We start from the raw sequence: 23,360 nt of genomic DNA, 5'->3' as shown, positions 1-23,360 counted from the left end.
GCCGACCCGGTACGCGACCCGTGGAAGGCCGCCATGCGGCTGGCCCTGGCGGAGGCGGAACACGCCCCGCTCACCGGCGACGTCCCGGTGGGCGCGGTCGTGCTGTCCGCGGACGGCACGACCGTGCTCGCCCGTGCCCGCAACGAACGCGAGGCCACCGGCGACCCGACCGCCCACGCCGAGGTGCTGGCCATCCGGCGCGCCGCCGCGGCCACCGGCCAGTGGCGGCTGACCGGCTGCACCCTGGTGGTCACCCTCGAACCGTGCCCGATGTGCGCGGGCGCCATCGTGCAGTCCCGCCTCGACCGCGTCGTCTACGCGGCCCTCGACCCCAAGGGCGGCGCGGCCGGCTCCCTGTGGGACCTGATCCGCGACCGCCGCCTCAACCACCGCCCCGAGGTCATCCCCGGCGTCCTCGCCACGCCCGCCGCCGCCCTCCTGACCCACTTCTTCCGCACGACCGCCCCGTAACGATTTCGGCCCACCCCCCGGTGTGGGCTAGGATCTGTCTCGGTAGCGTGTCCGAGCGGCCTAAGGAGCACGCCTCGAAAGCGTGTGAGGGGGCAACTCCTCCGTGGGTTCAAATCCCACCGCTACCGCCATCAGCACCGCGAACGCCCGTCCACTCCCGCGGAGTGGACGGGCGTTCGGCTTTTCCGCCGGTCGGGGCGGGTGCGGGACCGGGGCGGCAGGGGTGCGGGCCCGACGGGTGGCGTTCATCCGATCAAAGGGCTGGGCGCCCGTCTGATTGCGCCAACTGATGGATAGACTTCGTTGATTGCACACTTGTGACCGTTGGTGCTTGGCTGCGGCTGGGGAGGGCAAGACGCATGGCGCAGGCGAGGAAGGTCGCCACGTACGTGCTGGTGATCTTCGTGCTCTACACGATCATCAACCAGCCGTCCCGGGCCGCCGATCTTGTGCAGGTAGGCTTCGTCGGAATATCGAACGCGGCCAAGAGCATCGGAAAGTTCATGCACGACCTGGCCAACTAGCACGTCAGCGAGCGAGGGTTTCGATGATCCGGCATCTGGTGCTGTTCAAGCTCAACGAGGGCGTCACGCGGGACGAACCCCGGGTGGTGGACGGGGCTCGGGGGTTCGCCGAGCTCGGCGGGCTGGTGCCCGAGGTCGAGTCCTGGGAGTGCGGGTGGAACGTCAGCGACCGGGCGGTCGCCTACGACTTCGCGATCAACTCCTCGGTCGCGGACACTGGCGCGCTGGTCCGGTACCTGGAGCATCCCGCGCACCAGGCGGCCGTCGCGCCCTGGGCCGAATTCGCCACCTGGGTGATCGCGGACTACGAGATCTGACCCGTACGCACGTTCCCCGACGCGCCCCCCGCCGGTCCAGCGGGGGGCTTCTTCGTGCCCGGGACCGGCCGGGAACGCACTGCGGTTGTACAACACGGCAATATGCGGTGCTTGCGCACCCCGCACATGAATTGTGATGCTATGACCGCTTTTGCCGGATGAGTCGACCAGTGTGGGGTGTGATGTGCCGGTGCCGGCCCGTACGGCGTCAACGACGTATCCCCGCGCACGGACGCGTACCCCGAGCACCAACGCGGCGGACGCACGGGCACTGACCCAGGTGCTGTTCGAACAGATCCGCACACTGGAACCCGGCACCGCCGAGCACTCCCGGGTCCGGGCGGCACTGATCGAGGTCAACCTGCCACTGGTGCGGTACGCCGCGGCCCGCTTCCGCAGCCGCAACGAGCCGATGGAGGACGTCGTCCAGGTCGGCACGATCGGCCTGATCAACGCCATCGACCGGTTCGACCCGGAACGCGGGGTGCAGTTCCCGACCTTCGCGATGCCGACCGTGGTCGGCGAGATCAAACGATACTTCCGCGACAACGTGCGGACCGTGCACGTACCGCGCCGGCTGCACGAGCTGTGGGTGCAGGTCAGCGGCGCGATCGAGGACCTGACCGTGATGCACGGCAGGTCCCCCACCACCGCCGAGATCGCCGAGCGGCTGAAGCTTTCCGAGGACGAGGTGCTGGCCTGCCTGGAGGCGGGACGGGCCTATCACGCGACCTCGCTGGAGGCCGCCCAGGAGGGCGACGGGGCGCCCGGGCTGCTCGACCGGCTCGGTTACGAGGACCCCGCGCTGTCCGGCGTGGAGCACCGCGACCTGGTCCGGCATCTTCTGGTGCAGCTTCCCGAGCGGGAACGCCGCATCCTGTTGCTGCGCTACTTCGGCAACCTGACGCAGTCCCAGATCAGCGCTGAACTGGGGGTTTCCCAGATGCACGTGTCCCGGCTGCTGTCCCGCAGCTTTGCCCGGCTGAGGTCCGCAAACCAGCTCGAAGCGTAACCGAAACGGATTAAGTCACCTGCGCAGATATGTCGACTTGGCGCTACAGCGTGTTGCCGACATGTGACATTCTGCGGATACCGCGTTTGTCGCGAGCGCACCTCCGGTATTCCAGTGGAGGAACAACGTCGCTCGCGACACCCGTCCGCGACCTCAAGGGGGTGGCATGTCCGTACAGGTGGGCAGTCCCAAGGTGCTCCGTACCACCGACGCACCGCACGATGCTCTTCACGGCGAGGCCATCGACACCCGTACGCTGTCCCGCTCGCTCTTCCTGCGCCTCGCGGAAGTGCCGGTGGACAGCCCGGAACGCACCTACGTACGCGACACGCTGATCGAGCTGAACCTCCCGCTCGTGCGTTACGCGGCGGCCCGCTTCCGCAGCCGCAACGAGCCGATGGAGGACATCGTCCAGGTCGGCACGATCGGCCTGATCAAGGCCATCGACCGCTTCGACTGCGAACGCGGGGTGGAATTCCCCACCTTCGCGATGCCGACGATCGTCGGCGAGGTGAAGCGGTTCTTCCGCGACACCTCCTGGTCGGTACGGGTGCCTCGGCGGCTCCAGGAGCTGCGGCTGGCCCTCACCAAGGCCAGCGACGAGCTGTCCCAGCGGCTCGACCGCTCGCCGACCGTGGCGGAGCTCGCCCTGTGCCTCGGCGTGACCGAGGAGGACGTGGTCGACGGCCTGGCCGTGGGCAACGCCTACACGGCCAGCTCGCTGGACTCCCCGCCGCCCGAGGACGACGGCAGCGAGGGCACGCTCGCCGACCGGCTCGGGTATGAGGACGCCGCTCTCGAAGGCGTCGAGTACCGCGAGTCGCTGAAGCCGCTGCTGGCCCAACTGCCACCGCGCGAGCGTCAGATCATCATGCTGCGCTTCTTCGCGAACATGACGCAGTCGCAGATCGGCGAGGAGGTCGGCATCTCCCAGATGCACGTCTCCCGGCTGCTGACCCGCACGCTGGCGCAACTGCGTGAGGGCCTGACCACCGAGGGATGACGCCGGCTCGCGGACGGGACGGAGTGGTCGGGACGCGCCCTAGCTCACGGCGAGCGCGACCACTCCGACAATGACGATCACGGCGATGACCAGTCCGATGATCAGCCCGGTCCGGGGTCGAGCCTGTGCCCGCTGGACCTCCGCGGGCGCCGGCTGCTCGTCGACGAAGGCGCGGAACATCTGCGTGTTGCCGGCCGGGTCGTAGTTGTTCTCAGGGTTGTTCGACATGCCGCCTGACCCTAGCGTGTCGACGGAATCCCCCGCACCCCCCGTAGGCCCCCCATCTGCGGCCGATCCCACATCGCACCCGCCGGCGGCCGAGCCGCGGCCGGCCGGGGCCGCCCGCCGGGACCCGCGCGGGCCGGCGACGTAGAGTGCGGGCATGGCTCCCAACATCGCCACGAACACCGCGGTCTCGCGGGAAGAGCTCCTCGACTTCGTACGCCCCAGGCACCGGGCGATCCTTCTCACCACCCGCGCTGACGGTCGCCCCCAGGGCTCCCCGCTCACCTGCGGCGTCGACGACGCCGGCCGCGTCGTCGTCTCGACCTACCCGGAACGGGCCAAGACCCGCAACGCGCGGCGCGACGCCCGGGTCAGCGTCATCGTCCTGTCGGACGAGTGGAGCGGGCCGTGGGTCCAGATCGACGGCACCGCGGAGGTGCTGGACGTACCGGAGTCCGTCGAGCCGCTGGTCGAGTACTTCCGCAACATCAGCGGCGAGCACCCCGACTGGGCGGAGTACCGCGAGGCGATGGTCCGCCAGGGCAAGTCCCTGATCCGCATCACCCCGGACCGCTGGGGCCCGCTGTCCACCGGCGGTTTCCCCGCACGACTGGCGTAACCGGCGCAGGGCCCGCCCTCCGCGGCGGAGGGCGGGCCGCGGACGGGGCTACGAGAGGTCGTAGACGGTCGTCGAGCCCACCGTCTTCGACGGGTAGGCGGACTCCACCCACGACTGGATCTGCGCGGCGGTGCCTGAGCCGCCCATACCACCGCCCCCACCACCCATGCCGCCGCCGGCGATGAAGTAGTGGATGCGGCCCGCGGCCACGTACTGCTTGAACTGGGCCAGCGTCGGGGACGGATCGCTGCCGTTGAAGCCGCCGACGGACATCACCGGCTTCCCGCTGGCGAGCTGGTAACTGGCCTGGTTCTGCGAGCCGACCGCCGCTGCCACCCACGTGTACCGGCCGGCGTCGGCCTTGAGCAGCGACGTCATCGCCGAGCTGACCTGCGTGCCGTTCAGCAGCCCGCCCATACCGCCGCCGGCGCCCCGGCCGCCGGTGAAGCCGCCCCGGCCCTGCCCCTGCGGGCCGGCGCCGGGTCCGGCGGGAGCACCGGCAGCGCCAGGTGCGCCCTGAGCCGCCCCGCCGCCCGGCGCGCCCGGGAAGGCGCCGCGGCCCATGGCGCCGCGCGGGCCGCCGCCACCCCCGGGGAAGCCGCCGCCGGAGGCCACCGCGGGCCCGGCCGTGACGATGGAGCCCTCGTGCGGAGTGCTCACCGTGTCGAGGGTGTACGCCGCCGGTCCGCCGAGGGCCGCCGCGAGGCCGACGACGGCCGCGCCGCGGGCCAGCGCGGCGAACCGCACGTGGGGCGCAACGAGCAGGGCCACCGCGGCGGCGATACCCGCGATCAGCACGGCGTACCGCAGCCAGGGGTGCCAGGACGGGGAGCGGTCGAGGAGGACATAGGAGACCGCCCCGGTGCCCGCGACGGTCGCGGCGAGGACGGCCGCGGCCAGGGGGGTCTCCCGGCGCCGCCAGAGCAGCACCGCGCCCATGCCGGTGACCGCCGCGATGTACGGCGCCAGCGCGATGTTGTAGTACTGGTGGAAGATCCCGGACATGAAGCTGAAGGTCGCGAAGGTCAGGAGCAGCGAGCCGCCCCACGCCAGGAACGCGGCCCGTTCGGGGTCGGTGCGCCCGGCGCGCCGGGTGAACCACAGCCCGGCCAGCAGCAGCGCGAAGGCGGCCGGCAGCAGCCAGGCGATCTGCCCGCCCATGTCCGCGGTGAAGAGCCGGCCGATCCCGGTGACGCCCCACTGCCCGCCGCCGGGGCCGCCCCCGCCGCCGACGCTGCCGGTCTCGTTGCCGGTGATGCGGCCGAAGCCGTTGTAGCCGAAGGTCAGGCCGAGGAAGCTGTTGTCCTGCGAGCCGCCGATGTACGGGCGCGAGGACGCGGGCCAGAGCTCCACGATCGCCACCCACCATCCGCCGGCCAGCACCATCGCGCCGCCGGCGTAGAGGAGTTGGAGCAGCCTGTGGCTCAACCGGGTGGGGGCGCAGGCCCCGTAGACGGCGGCGAGCGCGGGGACGATCAGCCAGGCCTGCAGCGTCTTGGTGAGGAAGGCCAGGCCCAGCAGCCCGCCGGCGACCAGCAGCCACCTGGTGCGGGCGTCCTCCAGCGCGCGCTGCACGCTGTAGACGGACGCGACCATGAGCAACGCCAGCAGCGCGTCGGGGTTGTTGAAGCGGAACATCAGCGCGGCGACCGGCGTGAGCGCCAGCACCGCACCGGCGGCGAGCCCGGCGGCGGCGCCGAAGCGGCGGCGTACTGCCGCGTACAGCAGCGCCACCGTGCCGACGCCCATCAGCGCCTCGGGCACCAGGATCTGCCAGGAGCCCAGGCCGAACAGCCGGACGGACAGCGCCATCGGCCACAGCGCGGCGGGCGGCTTGTCGACGGTGATGGCGTTGGCGGCGTCGCAGGAGCCGAAGAAGAAGCCCTTCCAGCTCTGGCTGCCTGCCTGGACGGCCGCGGAGTAGAAGGAGTTGGCGTAGCCGGACGCGCCGAGGTCGTAGAGGTAGAGGACCAGGGTGCCGAGCAGCAGGGCCAGCAGGGCCGGCCGCGCCCAGGCGGGGTCGTCGGGGCGGCCGCGCCAGGTCCGCCGGGCGATCGGCAGGCGGGGGGCGGGTCCTGCGGTCGGCGGGTGGGTCAGCGCGGTCATCGCGCACTCCTGTCGGACGTGGGGACGGCGGGCGCGGGTTCAGGTTCGGGTTCGGGTTCGGGGAAGACCCAGGCCCGGAAGAGCAGGAAACGCAGCACCGTCGCCGCCAGGTTGGCCGCCACCAGCACCGCGAGTTCGCTGCCGTGCGAGGGCGTGGCCGTCGCGGTGTGCAGCGCGGCGAGCGAACCGCTGGTCAGCGCCAGGCCGATGCCGAAGACCACCAGGCCCTGTGCCTGGTGCCGCATCGCACGGTCGTGCCCCCGCACGCCGAAGGTGAGCCGCCGGTTGGCCGCGGTGTTGCCCAGCGCGGACAGCAGCAGGGCCAGGGCGTTGGCGACCTGGGAGCCGGTGCCGAGCCGGAAGAAGGAGAAGAGGGCCAGGTAGATCAGTGTGCTCAAGGTCCCGACGACGCAGAATCCGACCAGCTGGCGGGCAAGTCCGCCGGGGACACCGGCCAGTTCGCGGTCGCGCGGGTCGTCGCCGAACGGGCGGCGCAGCCGGTCGAGCGCCAACTGCCCGGTGGCCAGGGCCCGTCCGATCCGCCAGACGCCCCGCAGGTCGTCGCTGGCGGTCCGCACCAGGTCGACGCTGCTGTCGGGGTCGTCGACCCAGTCGACCGGGACCTCGTGGATCCGCAGGCCGGCCCGCTCGGCGAGCACCAGCATCTCGGTGTCGAAGAACCAGCCGGTGTCCTCGACCATCGGCAGCAGCCGCTGTGCCACGTCGCCGCGGATCGCCTTGAATCCGCACTGGGCGTCGGTGAAGCGGGCGGCGAGCGAGCCGCGCAGGATCAGGTTGTAGGCCCGCGAGACGAACTCGCGCTTCGCGCCGCGCACCACCCGCGAGGAGCGGGCGAGCCGGGAGCCGATCGCCAGGTCGGAGTGCCCGGAGATGAGCGGGGCGACCAGCGGCAGCAGGGCGTTGAGGTCGGTGGACAGGTCCACGTCCATGTAGGCCAGGACGGGCGCCTCGGAGGCGGTCCAGACCGCGCGCAGCGCGCGCCCGCGGCCTTTCTGCTCAAGCCGGAAGGAGACGACCTCGGGCATCTCGTCCGCGAGGGACCTGGCGACCGCCGAGGTCAGGTCGGTGCTGGCGTTGTCCGCGACGGTGATGCGGAAGGGGTAGGGGAAGGTGCCCGACAGGTGTGCGTGCAGGCGGCGGACGCAGGGGCCCAGGTCGTCCTCCTCGTTGTGCACGGGAATGACGACGTCCAGCACCGGGGTGCCGGCCGTGAGCGCTGCGCCCGTGACCGGCAGGTGCTGCCGGGCGGGCAGGTTGCCGAGTGGGGTTCGCATGCTCCGACACTCGCCAACCGCCCTGTCACGAGGTTGTGCTGAGGCTGGGGAGGGGCTGTGAGTGTGCCGGGGGCAGTGTGACGGTGAAGACGGTGCGCCCCGGCCTGCTGTCCAGCGCGACGGTGCCGCCGTGCGCGGCGACCACGGACTGCACGATCGCCAGGCCCAGGCCCGTACTGCCGCCGGAGTCGGCGGACCGCGTACGGGAGGCGTCGCCGCGGGCGAAGCGTTCGAAGACCACGGTCTGCAACTGCGCGGGGATGCCGGGACCGTCGTCCTCCACCTGGAGGCGTACGCTCCCGGCCGGATCCGCGGCGACCCGGGTGGTGACGGTGGTGCCGGCCGGGGTGTGGGTGCGGGCGTTGGCCAGCAGGTTGGTGAGCACCTGGTGCAGGCGCTGCGGGTCGCCGTGCACGACGGCCGGGTCGTCGGGCAGGTCGAGCCGCCACACGTGGCCGCCGCCCGCCGCCCGCGCGTCGCTGACCGCGTCGACGACCAGCGGGGACAGGTCGGTCGGCGCGGGGGACAGCGGGCGGCCCGCGTCGAGCCGGGCGAGCAGCAGCAGGTCCTCGACCAGGGTCGTCATCCGGGCCGCCTCGGACTCGATACGTCCCAGGGCGTGCTGGGTGTCGCGGCCGACGGGCTCGCGCCCGCGGCGGGTGAGTTCGGCGTAGCCGCGGATCGAGGCGAGCGGGGTGCGCAGCTCGTGGCTGGCGTCGGCGACGAACTGCCGTACCCGCGTCTCGCTCTCCTGCCTGGCGCGCAGGGCGGAACCGACGTGCCCCAGCATCCGGTTGAGCGCGGCGCCGACCTGGCCGACCTCGGTGCGCGGGTCGGTGTCGGTGTCCGGCACCCGGTCGTACAGCGCCACCTCACCGCGGTCCAGCGGGAGTTCGGAGACCCGGGTGGCGGTCGCGGCGACCCGGCGCAACGGGTGCAGGGCGATCCGCATCAGTGCGGCGCCCGCGAGTCCGGCGGCGACCAGGCCCGCGGCCGACACCGACACCTCCACCCACATAAGCGTCGACAGGGTGTCCTCGGTGCCCTTCGTGGACAGCCCGACCAGCACAGTGCTGCCGTCGGCGGACGGCCGCGCTGCCTCGACGCGGAAGCCGCCGAGCCCGGACACGTCGAGGGTGTGCGGGCGGCCGTCGAGCGGCACGTGCGTGAAGGCCGCGGCCTGCGCGGCGCTGAGCGGTGCCGCGACCAGACCGCCGGAGCCGGTGGAGCCGGTGGCACTGACCGCGGCCTGGCCGATCTGGCCCGTCGCGGTCACGACGGCGCCCACGGTCTCGCCTGGCTGGCCGCCGCCGATCAGGAAGTTCAGCGGCACGCCGGCCGGCCTGCCCTCCCGCGGCGCCCTGGAGCCGGGGCCGCCGCCGGGCGGGCCCGCCGCGCGTACGGCCAGGTCGCGGACCTTGCCGTCCAGCTGGCCGTAGAGGAAGTCGTGCAGCGCGAAGATGGTGACCGCGCCGATCACCGTGCAGACCACGGCGACCAGGGCCACGCAGGACGCCACGAGCCGGCGGCGCAGCGACCATGCGCCTCGCGGGTGCGGGTGCCGGCGCCGGGGGGCGGGCGGGTGCGGGGGTCCGCCTCCGTGGGTGCGTCCCCCTGGGTGTGCGGGGTCCGCCCGCGGCCTGCGCGGGAAGGTCACGCGGGGTCCCCCGGCTTGATCAGGTAGCCGGCGCCGCGCCGGGTGTGGATCATCGGCGGGCGGCCGACGTCGATCTTGCGGCGGAGGTAGGAGATGTACAGCTCCACGACGTTGGCCTGGCCGCCGAAGTCGTACGACCACACGCGGTCCAGGATCTGCGCCTTGCTCAGCACCCGGCGCGGGTTGCGCATCAGGTAGCGCAGCAGCTCGAACTCCGTGGCGGTCAGGTGGATGTTGGCGCCGCCGCGGCTGACCTCGTGGCTGTCCTCGTTCAGTACGAGGTCGCCCACCGTCAGCAGCGACTCGTTGCGCACGGCGGCCGCGCCGGAGCGGCGCAGCAGCCCGCGCAGCCGGGCGACGACCTCCTCCAGGCTGAACGGCTTGGTCACGTAGTCGTCGCCGCCCGCGGTGAGCCCGGCGATCCGGTCCTCGACCGCGTCCTTCGCGGTCAGGAAGAGCACCGGGACGTCCGGGGTCTCGCGGCGCAGCCTGGCAAGCACTTCGAGGCCGTCCATGTCGGGCAGCATCACGTCGAGCACGACCGCGTCGGGCCGGGACTCGCGGGCGGCCCGCAGCGCTCCGGCGCCGTCGCCCTCGGTACGCACCTGCCAGCCCTCGTAGCGCAGCGCCATCGACAGCAGGTCGGCGAGCGGGGTCTCGTCGTCCACGACGAGGACACGCACCGGCGAGCCGTCGGGGCGGGCCAGGTCGGCGGCGGGAGCGGTGACCGCGTGCCCGGCGGGCTTCGCGGCGGCGGCCTGGGCGGCGGATGCGCGGGCGGCGGGAGCTATGGGTGTCGTCGTCATGCGCTCAGACTGTGCGCGGGCTATGAGAGCAGTCTTGGCCGTTTCTGTGAATCGTCTGAGAAACCGGCCCGCGGGGGTTGCCGCGGGCCGCCGCCGGTCGCCGGTACGTGCCCGGGCCCCGCACCGGCCCGGTACCTGCCCCGTGCCGGCCGTCGCGCTATCGCGGCGGGCCGCAGAAGACCGGTTCGAGCACCGCGTGCAGGCCGCCGGGTTCGCGGTAGTGCAGCGCGCTCATGCCGAGGGCCAGGGCGGCGTCGACGTTCTCCCTCGTGTCGTCCACGAACAGGCAGCGCTCGGCCGCGACTCCCGCCAGGTCGACGGCGACGGCGTAGATCCGCGGATCGGGCTTGGCCAGCCCGACCCGCGCGCTGCTGACCACGTGGTCGGCCAGGTCGGCGAGTCCCAGCGCCGTGAGGTCGTCCTCCAGGTCGACCGAGGCATTGCTGACCAGGACCAGCGGCAGTCCGGCCTCGGCGCGTATCCGGCGCAGCAGCCCGACGACCGCCTGGTCGGCGGCGAAGGGCGACCCGACGAGCGCGGCGGCCAGCGGCCGCGCCGCGGCCTCGTCGAGCACCCCCTGCCGGGCGAATTCCACCGTGATCGACGCCGCCCACTCGCGCGGGGTTATCGCCCCCAGCAGCAGCGGCTGGTCGACTTCGGGCGCGAAGGCGATCCGGGCCGTGGTGCCTTCCGCCAGTCCCGCGGCACGCTCCAAGGCGGCGAGCGGCGCGGGGTCGTAGTGCCGGATGACGTTGTCGATGTCGCACAGGACGGCGTCGAAGGGGCGCGGCGGCGGGTTCGTGGTCACCGCTCCTGCATAGCATCCCGCCGGTCCGCCGGCGCCCATCGGTCGGCCGGACCCGGCGCCCGCGGCGTCAGGCCGCGGGCCGCACCATGGTGTCGAGCACCTCGTCGAGCGGGGTCGCGGTCACGCCCAGCTTCTCGACGGTCGGCGTGGCGTCGAGCAGCAGCGGGCGGTTCAACAGGTAGAGCACCTCGGGGAATTCGGCCGTGATCGAGTCGGCGCTCGCGGCCGCCGCGAGCTCCTGCGCCGTCATCACCCCGAGCCGGGGCGCGGGGACGCCGGCCCGGGTGGCGAGGCGGGCCGCGAGTTCGCGCACGGGCAGGTCCGAGGTCGGCGGCACGTGCCAGGCCCGCCCCCAGGAGTCCTCGTGCCTGGCCGCGGCCACCAGCGTGCGGGCCACGTCCCGGGCGTAGCACCAGCTGTGCGGGACGTCGAGGTCGCCGGGGTAGGCGGCGGGCCGGCCGGCCAGCACCTGGTCGCCGACCAGGATCGTGAAGGGGGAGTAGGCGCCGCCGCCGATGAAGTCGCTGGCCCGCACCTCGGTGACGCGCGCCCGCCCCGCCTCGTACGACGCCAGCGCCTCCTGCCACATCCGGGCCCTGACCTCGCCCTTGACGCTGCTCGGCGCGAGCGGCAGGTCGTCGGTGAGCGGTCCGTCCACCGGCCCGTAGCCGTAGACGTTGCCGAGCATCACGTAACCGGCCCCCGTGGCCTCCGCCACGCTGAGCAACGACGCGGCCAGCGGCGGGAATTCGGTCGGCCAGCGGTCGTACGGCGGCATCGCGCAGTTGATCAGCACGTCGGCGCCTGCCGCGATCGCGGCGAGCCGTACGGGGTCGCCCGCGTCGGCTGCGACGCGTTCGACGCGGGGGTGGTCGGGGCCGGAACCGCTGCGGGTGACCAGCAGGACCCGGTCGCCGGCCTCGGCGAGCAGGACGGCGGTGGCCGAGCCGGTGGCGCCGGCTCCGACCACGACGGCGGTGTTGACGTGCTGGGACACGGAGTTGGCCTCTCATCGGTGGGTGCTTCGCCCTCAACCCTCCGCGACGGGCCGCCGGTAGAGTAGTGGCCCGGATGCCAAACCTACGGAGGTTCGGGCCATGGCCCCTTCGGCCCCGCCGCCCGGCCCGGCGGCACTTCCCGCGCCTGGCGTCGCGCCACTCCCCGTGCCTGGTCTGGCTTTACGCCCCGTGCCGGCCGCCGCCCGTGGGGTGCGCGAGCCGATCCGGGTCGCCGTCATCGCCGTGCCGCCGGTCACCGTCTTCGACCTGACCATCCCCGAGCTGGTGCTCGGCGAGACGACCGTACGCGGCGAGCCCGGCTACGACGTGCGCGTCTGCACCGCGGAGCCCGGCCGCCAGGTGACCGCGGGCGGCAGCCTGGAGATCGCCGTCCCGCACGGGCTCGACGCCGTCGCCGACGCCGGCACGGTGATCGTCACGGGCACCGGAGCCCGCGACGGCATCGACCCGCGGGTGCTCGACGTGCTGCGTGCCGCCTACGCCGCGGGGCGGCGGGTCGTGTCGATCTGCACCGGCGCCTTCGTACTGGCCGAGGCGGGCCTGCTCGACGGCCGCCCCGCGACCACCTACTGGGCGAAGTCCGCCGAGTTCACCGCCCGTTACCCCCGGGTGGAGCTGTGCCCGGGCGTGCTCTACGTCGACGACGGCCGGGTGCTGACCTCCGCCGGGCTCTCCGCGGGGATCGACCTGTGCCTGCACCTGATCCGGAAGGACTACGGCGCCGCGACGGCGAACGCCGCCGCGCGCCTGGTGGTGGCCGCGCCCGTACGCCCGGGCGGGCAGGCGCAGTTCATCGACAGCCCGCTGCCGCCGGAGAACGGCACCTCACTGGCCCCGACCCGCGCCTGGGCGCTGGGCCGCCTCGACGAGCCGCTGACCCGTTCCGACCTGGCCGCCCACGCCCGCACCAGCGTCCGTACGCTGACCCGCCGCTTCCACGCCGAGACGGGGCTGAGCCCGCTGCAGTGGCTGCTGCACCAGCGCGTCAACCGCGCCCAGGAACTGCTGGAGACCACCGAGCTCCCGATCCCCCACGTGGCGCGGCTGAGCGGCCTGTCGACCCCCGACTCCCTCCGCCACCACCTCACCCGGCGAACGGGTCTGCCGCCGTCCGCCTACCGCACGAGCTGGCACCACCCGGCCGCGCCGCCGGCGGCCGGGGGTGTCACGGGCTGACGCCGCCCAGCCGGCGGTAGAAGGCGATGCGCTCCGGGTCGGGCGCGATGCCGTAGGCGTCGAAGTACGTGTCGTCCCAGCCGGGGCCGTAGTTCAACCCCATGCTCCAGGCGCCGACCGCGAGGTCGGCCCAGCGGTCGGCGACGCCGAGGGCGCCCAGGTCGACGTGGGCGCGCCAGGAACCGTCGTCGTTCAGCAGGGTGTTGGGCGCGCACGCGTCGCCGTGGCACACCACCAGCCGGTCGACCGGCGGCGCCGGCAGCACCAGGTCCACCTCGCTGTCGCCCTCCGCCCTGGCCTTGGCCCGCCGGTGCTCCACCGACCAGCTGAACGGGCAGTCGTCGACCGGCAGCGCGTCATGCAGCGCCCGCAGACCTTCGGCCACCGCCCGCACCGCGGTCTTCGGGTCCGCCCGCCAGCGCGGGCTGACCGCGCTGTCCCCCGGCAGCCCCTCCGTGACCAGCCACCCGCCGCCCCCCGCGGGGTCCAGCCCGTGGTCCACCACCCGCGGCACCGGCGTGAAGTCCACCGTCCACCGCAGCCGCGCCGCCTCCGCCCCGAGGTCGACACCGGACCCGGCGGGCGCCCACTTGGCGAACAGCCGGCCCTCCCCGGCCCCCAGCTGGAAGGTCACGCCGCCCGATCTGTTGATCCACACGGGCACCACGGGCCGCCCACCGGAGCGTTCGGCTATCGGCGCGGGGACGGGCACCTCGCCCTGTGGCGGTCCTGAATATTCCATCCCCGCATGCTCCCCCGCCCCCGCCGCCCGCAGCGACCCGTTTTCCTGCCCGGCACCAGACCTCGCCCCGTACCTGCGCCCCCCTTCCTCACCCCGCCTGGAGATCCACCCGCCAGTCGTGCGAGGTCATCCAGTTCCCCTTCGGATACTCGAACTCGGCCTCCCCCAGCAGCTCGAAGCCCGCCTTGCGGCACACCGCGTTCGACGCCGGGTGATCGACCCCGGGAAACGCGTGCAGATACCGGTGCGTACCCGCCTCGCGCGCCACCTCGATCACCTCCCTGGCCGCCGCCACGGCCAGCCCCCGCCCCTGGAACTCGGGCAGCACCCCCCACCCGGTCTCCCACACCGTCCCGCCCTGCCACTCCCGCTCCCAGTAGCCGATCGACCCGACGGTCTCGCCGCTGCCCGCCAGCACGACCCGGAGCATCTCCCCCGCCGTCATCTCCAGATACCGCTGGTGCCGCCGCGCCAGCTGCTCCGGACTCTCCGGCCCCCCGAGATGGTCCGTCATCTCGGCCGCGTTGGCCCGCTCGAGCAGCCAGAAGTCCCCCTCGCCCCACCCGACCAGTTCCACCCGCGTCCCGCGCACGCTGTCCATACCGATCACCGTAGACGGGGGGTCTGACACCGGCCCCGACCGCGACAGGTGACCGCGGGAGCGGTTCAGCCGGTGAAGCCCGCGGGCCCCGGGGAGCCCGTGGAGCCGGGGGGATCGGCGGGATCGGCGGGATCGGCGAGCAGCAGCATGATCTCCTCGGCGGTCCACTGCCCGGCGGCGCCCGGGCGGGAGGCGAGGTAGCGGGCGATCCCGTCCGCGTCCCACGCGCCCGCCTCCAGCAGCCCGACGGCCAGCAGCCGTACGTACGCGGCCGACGGCTTCGTCCACGGCACGTCGGCGGCCCGCCACGGCGCGGTGAACGTCAGCAGCGGGACACCGTCCAGGTCGCCCGGGCTGACGAGCGTCTCGTACCGCCCCGGTCCCAGCCGCGCCCGGCCTTCGGCGAGGACCGGGCCGAGGTCGAGGTCGTGGCCGGGCGGCCGGTACATCTCCTGCGCGGCGATGTCGGAGAACTGCCCCACGCTCACCAGGTGGGCCCGGGCCCTGACGGTCCCCTCCGCGTCCGGGTCGTAGAAGGCCCGTCCCCCCTTCCACACCGGCGACCGCGTCGCGAAGTACATGACCCCCGGCAGTTCGACGGTCGCCGACCGCACCGGCATGCGGCGGTCCCGGGCCCCCGGGTACGAGCGGGCCGCGCCCGGCGGACGCCCCCCGGCGAGGTAGCACGCCAGCCGCCCCGCCGCCATGTTGGAGCCGTACGCCACGTACCAGACCTGCCCGCCGGGCGGCTCCTGCGCACCGGCCGGCCCGCGCATTCCCATCCCGTGATCGTAACGACGCGGCCCGCCGCGACGCCGCAACCGGCCGGTTCCCCCGGTGCGTTCCGGTCACCCCCGGTCTGCCAGAGTGGCGCCGTGCTTCTGGCTCCTGAGCAAACCCTGTTCGTGCGCGGCGACACGCCCCTGCTGCTGCTGGCGGGCGCGCCCGTCCATGACGCGCTGCCCCTGGTGACCGCCCCGGGCGAGACCCTGCCCGCCTGCGAGGGCTGGAGCATCGTCCCCCGGCTCACCCTCTGCGTCGTGGACGGCCCGGGGGACCACGGTGTCGTCATCCCCGCGTTCACCGCCCCCGTCGTCGCCGCCGCCGGAAGCCCCGCGGCGGACGGGATGGCGGAGTGGTGCACGGACGTCGAGAAGGCGGGCGGGGCGATCGTGCTGTCCCTGGACCGGCTCCCCGACGTGATCGACTGGTCGGCCCTGCTCGCCCCCGGCGCGGCCCGCGGCGGCTTCCTGCCCGCCGTCTCCTGACCCCGGCCCCGGCCGCCCGCGTACCGGCCCGCGTCCCCGGCTCCGCGGACCCACCCTCTACCGTGGGACGCGGACGAGAGGACGCCAGCGAGATGACCACCTTCCCGGCCGGCCGGACGCTGCGGCTCGGCACCCGCAGCTCACCGATGGCCCTGGCCCAGGCCACCGCCGTGTCCGAGCTCCTGCGCAAGGAGCACCCGGACCTCCAGGTGGAGCTGGTCCCCGTCACCACCGAAGGCGACCGGTGGCACGGCGACCTGTCCCGGCTCGGCGGCAAGGGGCTGTTCGTCAAGCAGATCGACGCCATGCTCCAGCGCGGCGACGTCGACCTGGCCGTCCACTGCATGAAGGACGTCCCCGGCGACACCCCCATGCCCGAGGGCCTGGTCTTCGCCGCCTACCTGCCCCGCGACGACGTGCGGGACGTCCTGGTCTTCCCCGAGGGCTCCGGGTCGCAGACTCTCGACGACCTCCCGGCGGGGGCCGTCGTGGCCACCTCGGCCGTACGCCGCAAGGCCCAGGTCAACCGGGTACGCCCGGACCTCACCGTCGTACGCGTGCGCGGGGCCGTCGGCACCCGGCTCGACAAGCTCGACGGCAGGAAGCCCACCGACACCACGCCGGACGCCATGATCCTGGCGACCTCCGGACTGGAGCGGCTCGGCCTGTCCCACCGCGGCCGGCAGGTCTTCGCCGTGGACGACCTGCTCCCCGCCGTCGGAGCCGGGGTCCTCGGCCTGGAGTGCCGCCACGACGACCCCGCAACCGCCGCCCTGTTGTCCCGGCTGAACCACGGGAAGACCATGACCGAGGTCACCGCCGAGCGCGTGATGCTCCACGAGCTGCGCGGCCACTGCAACAGCCCGATCGCCGGCCTCTGCACCACCGACCCCGACGGACGCCTCAGCCTGCGGGGCATGGTCTTCTCCCCCGACGGCTCCACCTCCGTCCACGCCCACCTCCGGGCCGAGCCCACCAACGACCCGGCCCTCCTCGGCACCCGCGTCGCGGCGGAACTCCTCCAGCAGGGCGCGGCCGAGATCATCGCGGCCATCCCCCACTGACCCTCCCCGGCGGGGCCGCGCGGCACGTCAGGCGGCGGACGGAGCCGGCCGGATTCGAACCGGCGTCCTCGCGGTTTTGGAGACCGCGCGCGACGACCTCTGCGCTACGACCCCGCCCGGCCGGGATCCTAACCGCCCGGCACGGGCCTAAGCCTCGGCGTTGATGACGAATCCGAGCGACGTCAGCCCCTCGGCCTGGCAGAGCGTGTCCGAGGCTCCGCCGACCTCGGTCTGCAGGAGTTGGTAGGCCGCACCATGGTCGTGTCCCCACCGCATCGCTGCCCGCCACAGTGCGCGCCCGAGGCCGCGTCCCCGCCGCTCCGGAAGAACGCCGAAGTATTGCGGCATGAGCTGTGGTTGGCCGATGGCGTCATGCCTGATCTCCATGGGGCAGATGGCCCCGGCCACGCGGCCGTCCACTACCGCGAGGAGTACAGGACCGACCGCGCCTACTCGCATGCGTTCGAAGAGGAAGCGGAATCCGTCTTCTCCGATCGTGTCCCCGAAGGTGGCAAAGCTCCTGTGGCCTGAGACCGAAAGGTCGGCGTAGGCCGAGACAACCGGCTCGGCCGCCGGGCGCGGCCCGCCGGAGAACTCGCGGAGCTGGATGCGCGTGCCCCGGGCGGATCGGGTCGCGTACTCGGAGCCCAGGAAGCGGACGACGCGTGCCGTGTCGGCGCCGTGCGTGACGCAGAGCTTCTGTGCGAGTTCGGCGGCGGTGATGCGGCTGGCGGGCTCGACACCGTAGGCGTAGACCTTGACCGTTCCCGCGCCCCTTGCCAGGAGGGTGGGGATCAGGGTCTCGCCCGGTCGGTGCGCGATGTCCTCGGCCAGTACGCGTTCGTCCTTCGTGTCGGACCAGCGGAGGTCTTTGTCGTAGAGCAGGAAGCGCCTGGTCCCAGCGGTCCGGAGGATGTCGGCGAACAGGTCCTCCGTGAGTACGGAGGGATGCACGGGCCCGATGGTGGGGACGTAGGGAGCCGTTACCACCGGACGTAGCCAGTCCCAGCGGAATCGCATGGCTCGCACCTTACTTGCGGAGCGGCACGACACAGAGGCCCCCCGGAATGATCCCGGGGGGCCTCTGAGCTGTGTGCACTCGGCAGGATTCGAACCTGCAACCTTCTGATCCGTAGTCAGATGCTCTATCCGTTGAGCTACGAGTGCGGGGCTGCTTCGCGGCGGTTTGGGCCGGTCGGCGGCTGCGGAGACAACATTACATGAGGCGGGGCGGGAGGTGAAATCGGTAAAGGGGGCGCCCCAGGGGAGGGGGCGGGAGGCCCCGCTCGCCTGGGAAGGAGCGGGATCCCGGGGGGCGGCGAGGCCCCCGGAGGGGTCTCGCCGCCCGCCCCTTATGCCCGCGGGGGACGGGGTCCGCCGAGGGCCGGGACGATCACGTGTAGCCGTTGTGCGACCTGGCGCACTCGTACTTGACGCCGCTCCGCATCAGGCAGACCTGGATATAGACCGCGTGCTGTTCTTCGAGGTTCTGGTTGGTCGAGACGCAGTCACCGTCGGGAACGCCGTCGTAGACCGTCTCCATCACCTCGCCGGAGGCCTCGTAGAGGATCGCGCCCGCTCCGTAGCTGTCGCCCGACACGTCGTCGCAGACCCAGAGGTCGTCGCCGGTGCTGACGAACTCCGCTCTTCCGCCGAGGTTGTGGTCGACCGTGTAGGTCCACCCGATGTCCTGGGAGATGGCCTGCGCCGACCCGTTCCCCAGCAGCAGGCCCCCCACCGAGAACGCCGCGACGACCGCGGCCCCCACGCTTCTCCTCATGCTGCCTCCCGTTGATGGCTGAGCCAGACATGGTCGTTCGCCTGTCCGGGCGGCGTCCATGGTGCCTAATCCGCACAATGCGGGCAGGGAACGCCTGTTCGGTCGAGCCGGTATGCCCCGGCCGCCGGCGCCCGGCCGGCGAAACAGCTCAGGGAGCTCGCGCCGAGTGGCCCGAACTCCCTGGTCAGATGGCGGAGGCGGAGGGATTTGAACCCTCGATGGACGGTAAAGCCCAAACCGCATTAGCAGTGCGGCGCCATAGACCGGACTAGGCGACGCCTCCTGGGTACGACCCGGGTGACCGGGTGCGTGTGCAGATGATGGCACAGCCCTGCGGGCCGCGACCAATCGCAGACTACGGTACAAGGCCGCCGGTCGGCTGGGCAAAGGGGTTGGCCCGGGCGGGGCGGCGCACGTGGGTGCGGGTGGTGGCGGCACGCCCACGAAAGGGTGGAATGGGCGGCTTGCCGGGTTCGCGCGCGGTAGAGACGGGGCATGACTCTTGCCAGGCCTCGCATCAGCAGTCGGACCGGCACCGCAGCGGGTGCCCGGGTCCGCCCCCGCCTCACCCTCTGCGTCGCCGCCGCGGCCCTCGGCACGCTGCTGGCGGCCGGGTCCGCCGGGGCCGTCGGGCTGCCGCGGCCCGGCATCGCCGGGTTCCAGGACCGGCTCACCGTCGCGTACGACGACGGCAGCGGGCTCTCGGTCACCCGCACGCTGGACTGCGGTGCGGCCGTGTCGGCGGGGCAGCAGGACGCCTGCCTGCGGCTCGTCGAGCTGGGCGGGCCGCTGGCGCCGGTCCCTGCCGGGCAGATGTGCCCGATGATCTACGGCGGCCCGCAGACCGCCCGGGTCACCGGCCTGTGGGACGGTGTGCCGATCGACGAGTCGTACCGCAGGACGGACGGCTGCGAGGTCGCCCGGTGGAACCGCATGGTGCCCGCGCTCCCCTCGCCCGCCGGCGGCACCGACGGCGGCCGCCGGATGCTCCTGACCTGAGCCGGCGAGCCCCCGCACCCGAGTCGAGACCCCACCCCGGAAGCACGCCCGCACTACCCGTGACGTACACCACACAAACCCCCCACACATCCGAACCCCTATACGCACACCCCCACATGGGCATCCGCAGCCGCGCGCGGGGGCCCGACCCGTACACTCGGTCTAGTGACATGTCCCGGGGGTGGCGGCAAGATGGGCCGCCCGTAAAGACAGCCGACGGCGCCGGCGGGAGTACGCCGTGCGCGGCACGCCACCCGGGGCGAGAACAGAGCGGAAACCAGAGAGGACGCGTCTCGTGAGCAGCAGGCCATCCAGAGGCGCTGCTCGCCTCGCCTCCATACTCGACGCGCTGCCCGACGCCCTGCTGCTGGTCGACGTCAACGGCACCGTGGTGAACGCCAACGCGATAGCGCTGGAGACGTTCGAGTCGCCCGGGACCGCCCTGGTGGGGCGGGGCCTGCTCGACCTGCTGCCGTCGTTCGACTCCAAGCGCATCCCGGGGTCCATGCGCAGCCCGCGCGAGGCGGCCGAGGACACCCGGACGAAGCCGACCCGGATGGTGGCGCGGCGCACCGACGGCACCGACTTCCCCGTCGAGGTCACCAGCGCGAACCTGGAGAACGGCCGCAGCCCGTACGCCGAGTACGGCGACGGCGTGCCGCACTACACCGGCGACGAGCTGCTGATGCTGGTGGTCCGCGACCTGACGGGGACGATGGACACCGAGGCCGAACTGGCCCGCCAGCAGCGGCAGACGGAGATGATCCTGCGGGCCGCGGCCGAGGGCGTGGTCGGGGTCGACACGGCCGGCAAGGTCGTGCTGGTCAACCCGTCGGCCGCGCAGATCCTCGGGTATCGGGCCACCGACCTGGGCGGCAAGGAGCTGCACCCGCTGGTGCACCACTCGCGCCCGGACGGCAGCCCGCTGGCGTACGAGGAGACGCCGCTGGCCGACACGCTGCGCAGCGGGCGCAAGCACCGGGTGCGCGGGCAGGTGCTGTGGCGCAGGGACGGCAGGCCGGTGCCGGTCGACCTGACGACGGCGCCGGTACGGGACGGCGATCAGCTGGTCGGCGCGGTGATGACCTTCACCGACCGTTCGGCGTACGACGCGCTGGCCGCGCGCAGCGGGCAGCTGAGCGCGCTGCTCGACACCTCGCTGCGCGGGCCGCTGGCCGAGCTGCGGGGCGAGCTGACCGGCCTCGCGGCCGACCCCGCGGGGCAGCTGTGGCCGGAGGCCAACCAGATCCTGCACCACCTGGCGGCCGGTTACGCGCGTATCACCACCCTGATCGACAACGTGCTGGCCTTCCAGCGGCTCGACCGCGGTGAGGACAAGCTGCGCCGCGAGGACGTCGGGCTCGACCAGGTCATCGCGGCGGCCGTCGACGGCGCGACCGAGCTGATCGGGCCGGGCCGGGCGCAGTTCGCGGTGCACGCGCCGCCGATCGAGGCGTCGGTGGACGGCGAGCGGATGGCGCAGGCCCTCGCCCACCTGGTCGCCGACGTCGCGGGCGTCGACTCGGCGGGCAACGCCATCGCCTACACCGGCGACTCCACGATCGTGGTGGCGGCGGCCCAGCGCGGTGACGTGATCAGGATCGACGTGCGCGGCCCGCACGCCGGCGGCGACCCGGTGCATCTGCCGCTGGCCCGCGGCATCGTGGAGCGGCACGGCGGTGTGCTGCAGACCCACGAGGTGCCCGGCCAGGGCAGCGCGTACGTGCTTGAGGTGCCCGCGGGGAAGGGCAACGGCGCGGGTGTTCCGCGGCAGGCGGTGGAGGGCGCCGACCAGGGCGTTGCGCGGACGAACGGCGTCGCCCGTACGTCCGGGGACGGCGACGGCCCCCGCGAGTCGGACACCACCGTGATGCCGCTGCCCACCGAGCCCGCCCGGGGCACGCAGGGCCAGGAACAGCCCGGAGCCCGTAAGTCGGCCGGCGAGGTCGCCGCCTGGTCGGTGCCGCCCGCCGCCGACGAGCATCCGGGCGGGCAGTCGCACGCCGAGCAGGACGGGGGCGCACCGACCGGACGCCGCCGCGCGCTGCGCAGGCCCGAGGGCCGGCCCGCCCCGGTGGAGGCGCCGGCCGCGGCACCGCAGCCGACCGGCCGCCGCCGGGCCCGCAGCGAGGAGCCGCAGGAGCAGCCGCCGGCGCCGGAACGCGCCGAGCTGCCCGCCGTACCGATCCCCAACGCCCTCCCGCCGGCCGGCCAGGGCGGGGGCGCCGCCGTCCCCGAGGGCACCGGCCGCCGCGCGGCCCGCCGCGCCGTCGAACCGCCCGCCGCACCGGTGCCGCCGCAGCCGGCGCCGCAGTCCTGGCCGGACGCCGGCCGTACGGCGCCGCCCGACCCGCAGGCCTGGCCCAGCGCCCCGCCGCGGGCGGCCCAGCCGCCCGCCCAGCCGGCCCCGCCGTCCTCGCCCGCCCTGCCCGCCGCGCCCGCCGGGCCGCAGAACCACCAGGACCCGGGTGCCGGCGGCACGCCCCGCGCCGCGCTCCCGCCGGCCACCAACTGGCCCCCGGCCCAGGGCACCCGCCCGACCCCGGCGGCGCCTCCGCCGCCACCCCCGCTCGCGTCCGCCCCGCAGCCGGACCCGCTCGCGTCGGCCCCGCAGCCGGACCCCTCGCACAGCACGTACGGCCGTGCCATAAGCGTCCGCACCCTCGGCCAGGGCGTCCCGTACTCGCACCGGCCCGACGGTTCACAGGACCCGCAGACGCAGACGCAGGCGATCGAGGCGCACAGCCCGCAGGGCCTGCCCGCGCAGGTCGCGGCGGGCGGTTCAGGACGGCGCCGCAGGCTCAACCCGGACCGGGCGGCCGTCGACAAGGAACAGCCCAGCCGGAGCCTGATCCAGCAGGTGCCGAGCCAGCCGCACGGCCCCGGCGGCGAGTCGCAGGCCCGCCAGCACCCGCAGGCGGACCCGGACAGCGGCCAGTTGCCGGTCAACCGCAAGGAGGCGCCGCCCGCCCCGGAGGAGGAGACCGCGCTGCTGCGTCCGGTCCCGCCGGCGCCCCCGCAGGCCCCCGGCAGGTCGTACGCGATAGGCGCGCCCGCGGCCGGCGCCGACGAGGGCCCCGAGCCGCTGGACGGGCCGAACGGCGCGGTCGACGTCACGGACGTCGCCGATGTGGCCGACGACCGCATCGAGGAGCCGCTGGACGAGCCGCGCCGGCTGCTGGTGTGGCCGGAGCCGGACATCTCCACCCGGCAGGCGCTGACCGACCGCGGCTATCGTCCGGTGATCGTACGGTCGCGCGAGGAGGTCGACGCGCAGGTCGCCGAGCCGCCGGCCGCGCTGTTCGTGGACCCGCTGACCGGTCCGATCACCCGGACCGCACTCCAGGCGCTGCGGCAGGCCGCCGCGGCCGCGGACGTCCCGGTGCTGGTGACGGCGGGGCTCGGCCAGGCGACCCGGGAGGCGGCGTACGGCGCCGACCCCGCGGTGCTGCTCAAGGCGCTGGCACCGCGCGACAGCGAGCAGCACCCGCCGCGGGTGCTGCTGGTCGAGAGTCACGAGCCGATCGCGCAGGCCTTCGCGGCGACGCTGGAGCGGCGCGGGATGCAGGTCGCGCACGCCGGCTCCGAGGCCGAGGCGATGACGAAGGCCGCGCAGATCCACCCGAATCTGGTGGTGATGGACCTGATGCTGATCCGCCGCCGCCGGCAGGGGATCGTCGACTGGCTGCGCGGCCACTCGCGGCTGAACAACACGCCGCTGGTCGTCTACACCTCCGCCGACATAGACCCGGACGAGCTGCCCCGGCTGGCGTCCGGCGAGACGGTGCTCTTCCTCGCCGAGCGCTCCACCAGCACGGACGTGCAGTCCAGGATCGTGGACCTGCTCGGCAAGATCGGCACCTGACCC

The 23,360-nt window shown here is 73.8% G+C and carries 23 protein-coding genes and 4 tRNA genes; 12 read left to right on the top strand and 15 right to left on the bottom strand.

The features are described from left to right. Positions 1-33 precede the first annotated feature (33 nt). From OG702_RS18830 to OG702_RS18805, 6 genes are all read left to right on the top strand, one after another. Entirely contained in the window at positions 34-471 is a 438-nt protein-coding gene (locus tag OG702_RS18830; protein ID WP_327290053.1) for a nucleoside deaminase, read from the top strand. A gap of 41 nt (positions 472-512) precedes the next feature. Then, a tRNA-Ser gene (locus OG702_RS18825) sits at positions 513-602 on the top strand. 228 nt (positions 603-830) lie between these two features. Continuing rightward, positions 831-995, top strand: a complete 165-nt coding sequence (locus OG702_RS18820; protein ID WP_327290052.1) for a hypothetical protein — start codon at positions 831-833, stop codon at positions 993-995. A gap of 23 nt (positions 996-1,018) precedes the next feature. Next, positions 1,019-1,312: a Dabb family protein gene (locus tag OG702_RS18815; protein WP_327290051.1), complete on the top strand. Its 294-nt coding sequence runs from the start codon at positions 1,019-1,021 to the stop codon at positions 1,310-1,312. A 190-nt stretch (positions 1,313-1,502) separates the two neighbouring features. Beyond that, positions 1,503-2,324 (top strand): RNA polymerase sigma factor SigF, encoded by an 822-nt coding sequence (locus OG702_RS18810; protein ID WP_327290050.1) that lies wholly within the window; start codon positions 1,503-1,505, stop codon positions 2,322-2,324. 166 nt (positions 2,325-2,490) lie between these two features. After that, positions 2,491-3,327: an RNA polymerase sigma factor SigF gene (locus OG702_RS18805; protein WP_327290049.1), complete on the top strand. Its 837-nt coding sequence runs from the start codon at positions 2,491-2,493 to the stop codon at positions 3,325-3,327. 39 nt (positions 3,328-3,366) lie between these two features. On the opposite strand, the gene OG702_RS18800 is transcribed toward OG702_RS18805, so the two are convergent. Beyond that, positions 3,367-3,555 (bottom strand): hypothetical protein, encoded by a 189-nt coding sequence (locus tag OG702_RS18800; protein ID WP_327290048.1) that lies wholly within the window; start codon positions 3,553-3,555, stop codon positions 3,367-3,369. Positions 3,556-3,709: 154 nt separating this feature from the next. Between OG702_RS18800 and OG702_RS18795 the strand changes: the two genes are divergently transcribed. Beyond that, positions 3,710-4,171, top strand: a complete 462-nt coding sequence (locus OG702_RS18795) for a PPOX class F420-dependent oxidoreductase (protein WP_327290047.1) — start codon at positions 3,710-3,712, stop codon at positions 4,169-4,171. Positions 4,172-4,219: 48 nt separating this feature from the next. On the opposite strand, the gene OG702_RS18790 is transcribed toward OG702_RS18795, so the two are convergent. The 6 genes from OG702_RS18790 to OG702_RS18765 form a co-directional block, all read right to left on the bottom strand. Beyond that, positions 4,220-6,277, bottom strand: coding sequence for a glycosyltransferase family 39 protein (locus OG702_RS18790; RefSeq protein ID WP_327290046.1), 2,058 nt, complete (start codon positions 6,275-6,277; stop codon positions 4,220-4,222). Further along, positions 6,274-7,572 (bottom strand): glycosyltransferase, encoded by a 1,299-nt coding sequence (locus tag OG702_RS18785; RefSeq protein WP_327290045.1) that lies wholly within the window; start codon positions 7,570-7,572, stop codon positions 6,274-6,276. The genes OG702_RS18790 and OG702_RS18785 overlap by 4 nt, the downstream gene beginning before the upstream one ends. Before the next feature lie 25 nt (positions 7,573-7,597). Then, positions 7,598-9,079 carry a sensor histidine kinase gene (locus OG702_RS18780; protein ID WP_442814465.1) on the bottom strand — a complete coding sequence of 494 codons (1,482 nt, stop codon included), beginning with the start codon at positions 9,077-9,079 and terminating at the stop codon, positions 7,598-7,600. Between the two features lie 146 nt (positions 9,080-9,225). Beyond that, positions 9,226-10,035 carry a response regulator transcription factor gene (locus OG702_RS18775; protein ID WP_327290044.1) on the bottom strand — a complete coding sequence of 270 codons (810 nt, stop codon included), beginning with the start codon at positions 10,033-10,035 and terminating at the stop codon, positions 9,226-9,228. 157 nt (positions 10,036-10,192) lie between these two features. Beyond that, entirely contained in the window at positions 10,193-10,843 is a 651-nt protein-coding gene (locus OG702_RS18770; RefSeq protein WP_327290043.1) for an HAD family hydrolase, read from the bottom strand. Positions 10,844-10,910: 67 nt separating this feature from the next. After that, a complete protein-coding gene (locus OG702_RS18765) occupies positions 10,911-11,840 on the bottom strand; it encodes an NAD-dependent epimerase/dehydratase family protein (RefSeq protein WP_327290042.1) in 930 nt (309 codons plus the stop codon). 211 nt (positions 11,841-12,051) lie between these two features. On the opposite strand from OG702_RS18765, the gene OG702_RS18760 reads away from it, so the two are divergent. After that, positions 12,052-13,038 carry a GlxA family transcriptional regulator gene (locus OG702_RS18760; protein WP_327290041.1) on the top strand — a complete coding sequence of 329 codons (987 nt, stop codon included), beginning with the start codon at positions 12,052-12,054 and terminating at the stop codon, positions 13,036-13,038. Here OG702_RS18760 and OG702_RS18755 read toward each other — a convergent pair. From OG702_RS18755 to OG702_RS18745, 3 genes are all read right to left on the bottom strand, one after another. Further along, positions 13,028-13,780 (bottom strand): aminoglycoside 3'-phosphotransferase, encoded by a 753-nt coding sequence (locus OG702_RS18755; RefSeq protein ID WP_327290040.1) that lies wholly within the window; start codon positions 13,778-13,780, stop codon positions 13,028-13,030. The two genes, OG702_RS18760 and OG702_RS18755, sit on opposite strands and share 11 nt — an antisense overlap. Before the next feature lie 88 nt (positions 13,781-13,868). After that, positions 13,869-14,381 (bottom strand): GNAT family N-acetyltransferase, encoded by a 513-nt coding sequence (locus tag OG702_RS18750; RefSeq protein ID WP_327290039.1) that lies wholly within the window; start codon positions 14,379-14,381, stop codon positions 13,869-13,871. A 65-nt stretch (positions 14,382-14,446) separates the two neighbouring features. Next, positions 14,447-15,163: a histone deacetylase gene (locus OG702_RS18745; protein WP_327290038.1), complete on the bottom strand. Its 717-nt coding sequence runs from the start codon at positions 15,161-15,163 to the stop codon at positions 14,447-14,449. Positions 15,164-15,256: 93 nt separating this feature from the next. Here OG702_RS18745 and OG702_RS18740 point away from each other — a divergent pair, with 93 nt between their 5' ends. After that, positions 15,257-15,649: a hypothetical protein gene (locus tag OG702_RS18740; RefSeq protein ID WP_327290037.1), complete on the top strand. Its 393-nt coding sequence runs from the start codon at positions 15,257-15,259 to the stop codon at positions 15,647-15,649. Positions 15,650-15,741: 92 nt separating this feature from the next. After that, positions 15,742-16,713 (top strand): hydroxymethylbilane synthase, encoded by a 972-nt coding sequence (gene hemC / locus OG702_RS18735; protein ID WP_327293282.1) that lies wholly within the window; start codon positions 15,742-15,744, stop codon positions 16,711-16,713. A 39-nt stretch (positions 16,714-16,752) separates the two neighbouring features. Here the strand turns inward: hemC and OG702_RS18730 are convergent. The 5 genes from OG702_RS18730 to OG702_RS18710 all read right to left on the bottom strand — a co-directional run bounded on the left by OG702_RS18730 (position 16,753) and on the right by OG702_RS18710 (position 18,776). Then, positions 16,753-16,827, bottom strand: a tRNA-Trp gene (locus OG702_RS18730). 33 nt (positions 16,828-16,860) lie between these two features. Beyond that, positions 16,861-17,733: a GNAT family N-acetyltransferase gene (locus tag OG702_RS18725; protein ID WP_327290036.1), complete on the bottom strand. Its 873-nt coding sequence runs from the start codon at positions 17,731-17,733 to the stop codon at positions 16,861-16,863. 74 nt (positions 17,734-17,807) lie between these two features. Beyond that, positions 17,808-17,880 (bottom strand) — tRNA-Arg (locus OG702_RS18720). Between the two features lie 226 nt (positions 17,881-18,106). Then, positions 18,107-18,493: a hypothetical protein gene (locus OG702_RS18715; protein WP_327290035.1), complete on the bottom strand. Its 387-nt coding sequence runs from the start codon at positions 18,491-18,493 to the stop codon at positions 18,107-18,109. 189 nt (positions 18,494-18,682) lie between these two features. Continuing rightward, positions 18,683-18,776, bottom strand: a tRNA-Ser gene (locus tag OG702_RS18710). A gap of 212 nt (positions 18,777-18,988) precedes the next feature. Between OG702_RS18710 and OG702_RS18705 the strand changes: the two genes are divergently transcribed. Both OG702_RS18705 and OG702_RS18700 read left to right on the top strand, forming a co-directional pair. Further along, on the top strand, positions 18,989-19,492 hold the full coding sequence (locus tag OG702_RS18705) for a hypothetical protein (RefSeq protein ID WP_327290034.1): 504 nt from the start codon (positions 18,989-18,991) through the stop codon (positions 19,490-19,492). A 295-nt stretch (positions 19,493-19,787) separates the two neighbouring features. Then, on the top strand, positions 19,788-23,357 hold the full coding sequence (locus OG702_RS18700; protein WP_327290033.1) for a hybrid sensor histidine kinase/response regulator: 3,570 nt from the start codon (positions 19,788-19,790) through the stop codon (positions 23,355-23,357). Positions 23,358-23,360 lie beyond the last annotated feature (3 nt).

The sequence above is a fragment of the Streptomyces sp. NBC_01198 genome (genome assembly GCF_036010485.1).
In the GTDB taxonomy this organism is placed as follows: Bacteria; Actinomycetota; Actinomycetes; order Streptomycetales; family Streptomycetaceae; genus Actinacidiphila.
The sequence above is the reverse complement of the archived record's forward strand: the minus strand, read 5'-3'. Positions and strand labels throughout refer to the sequence as shown.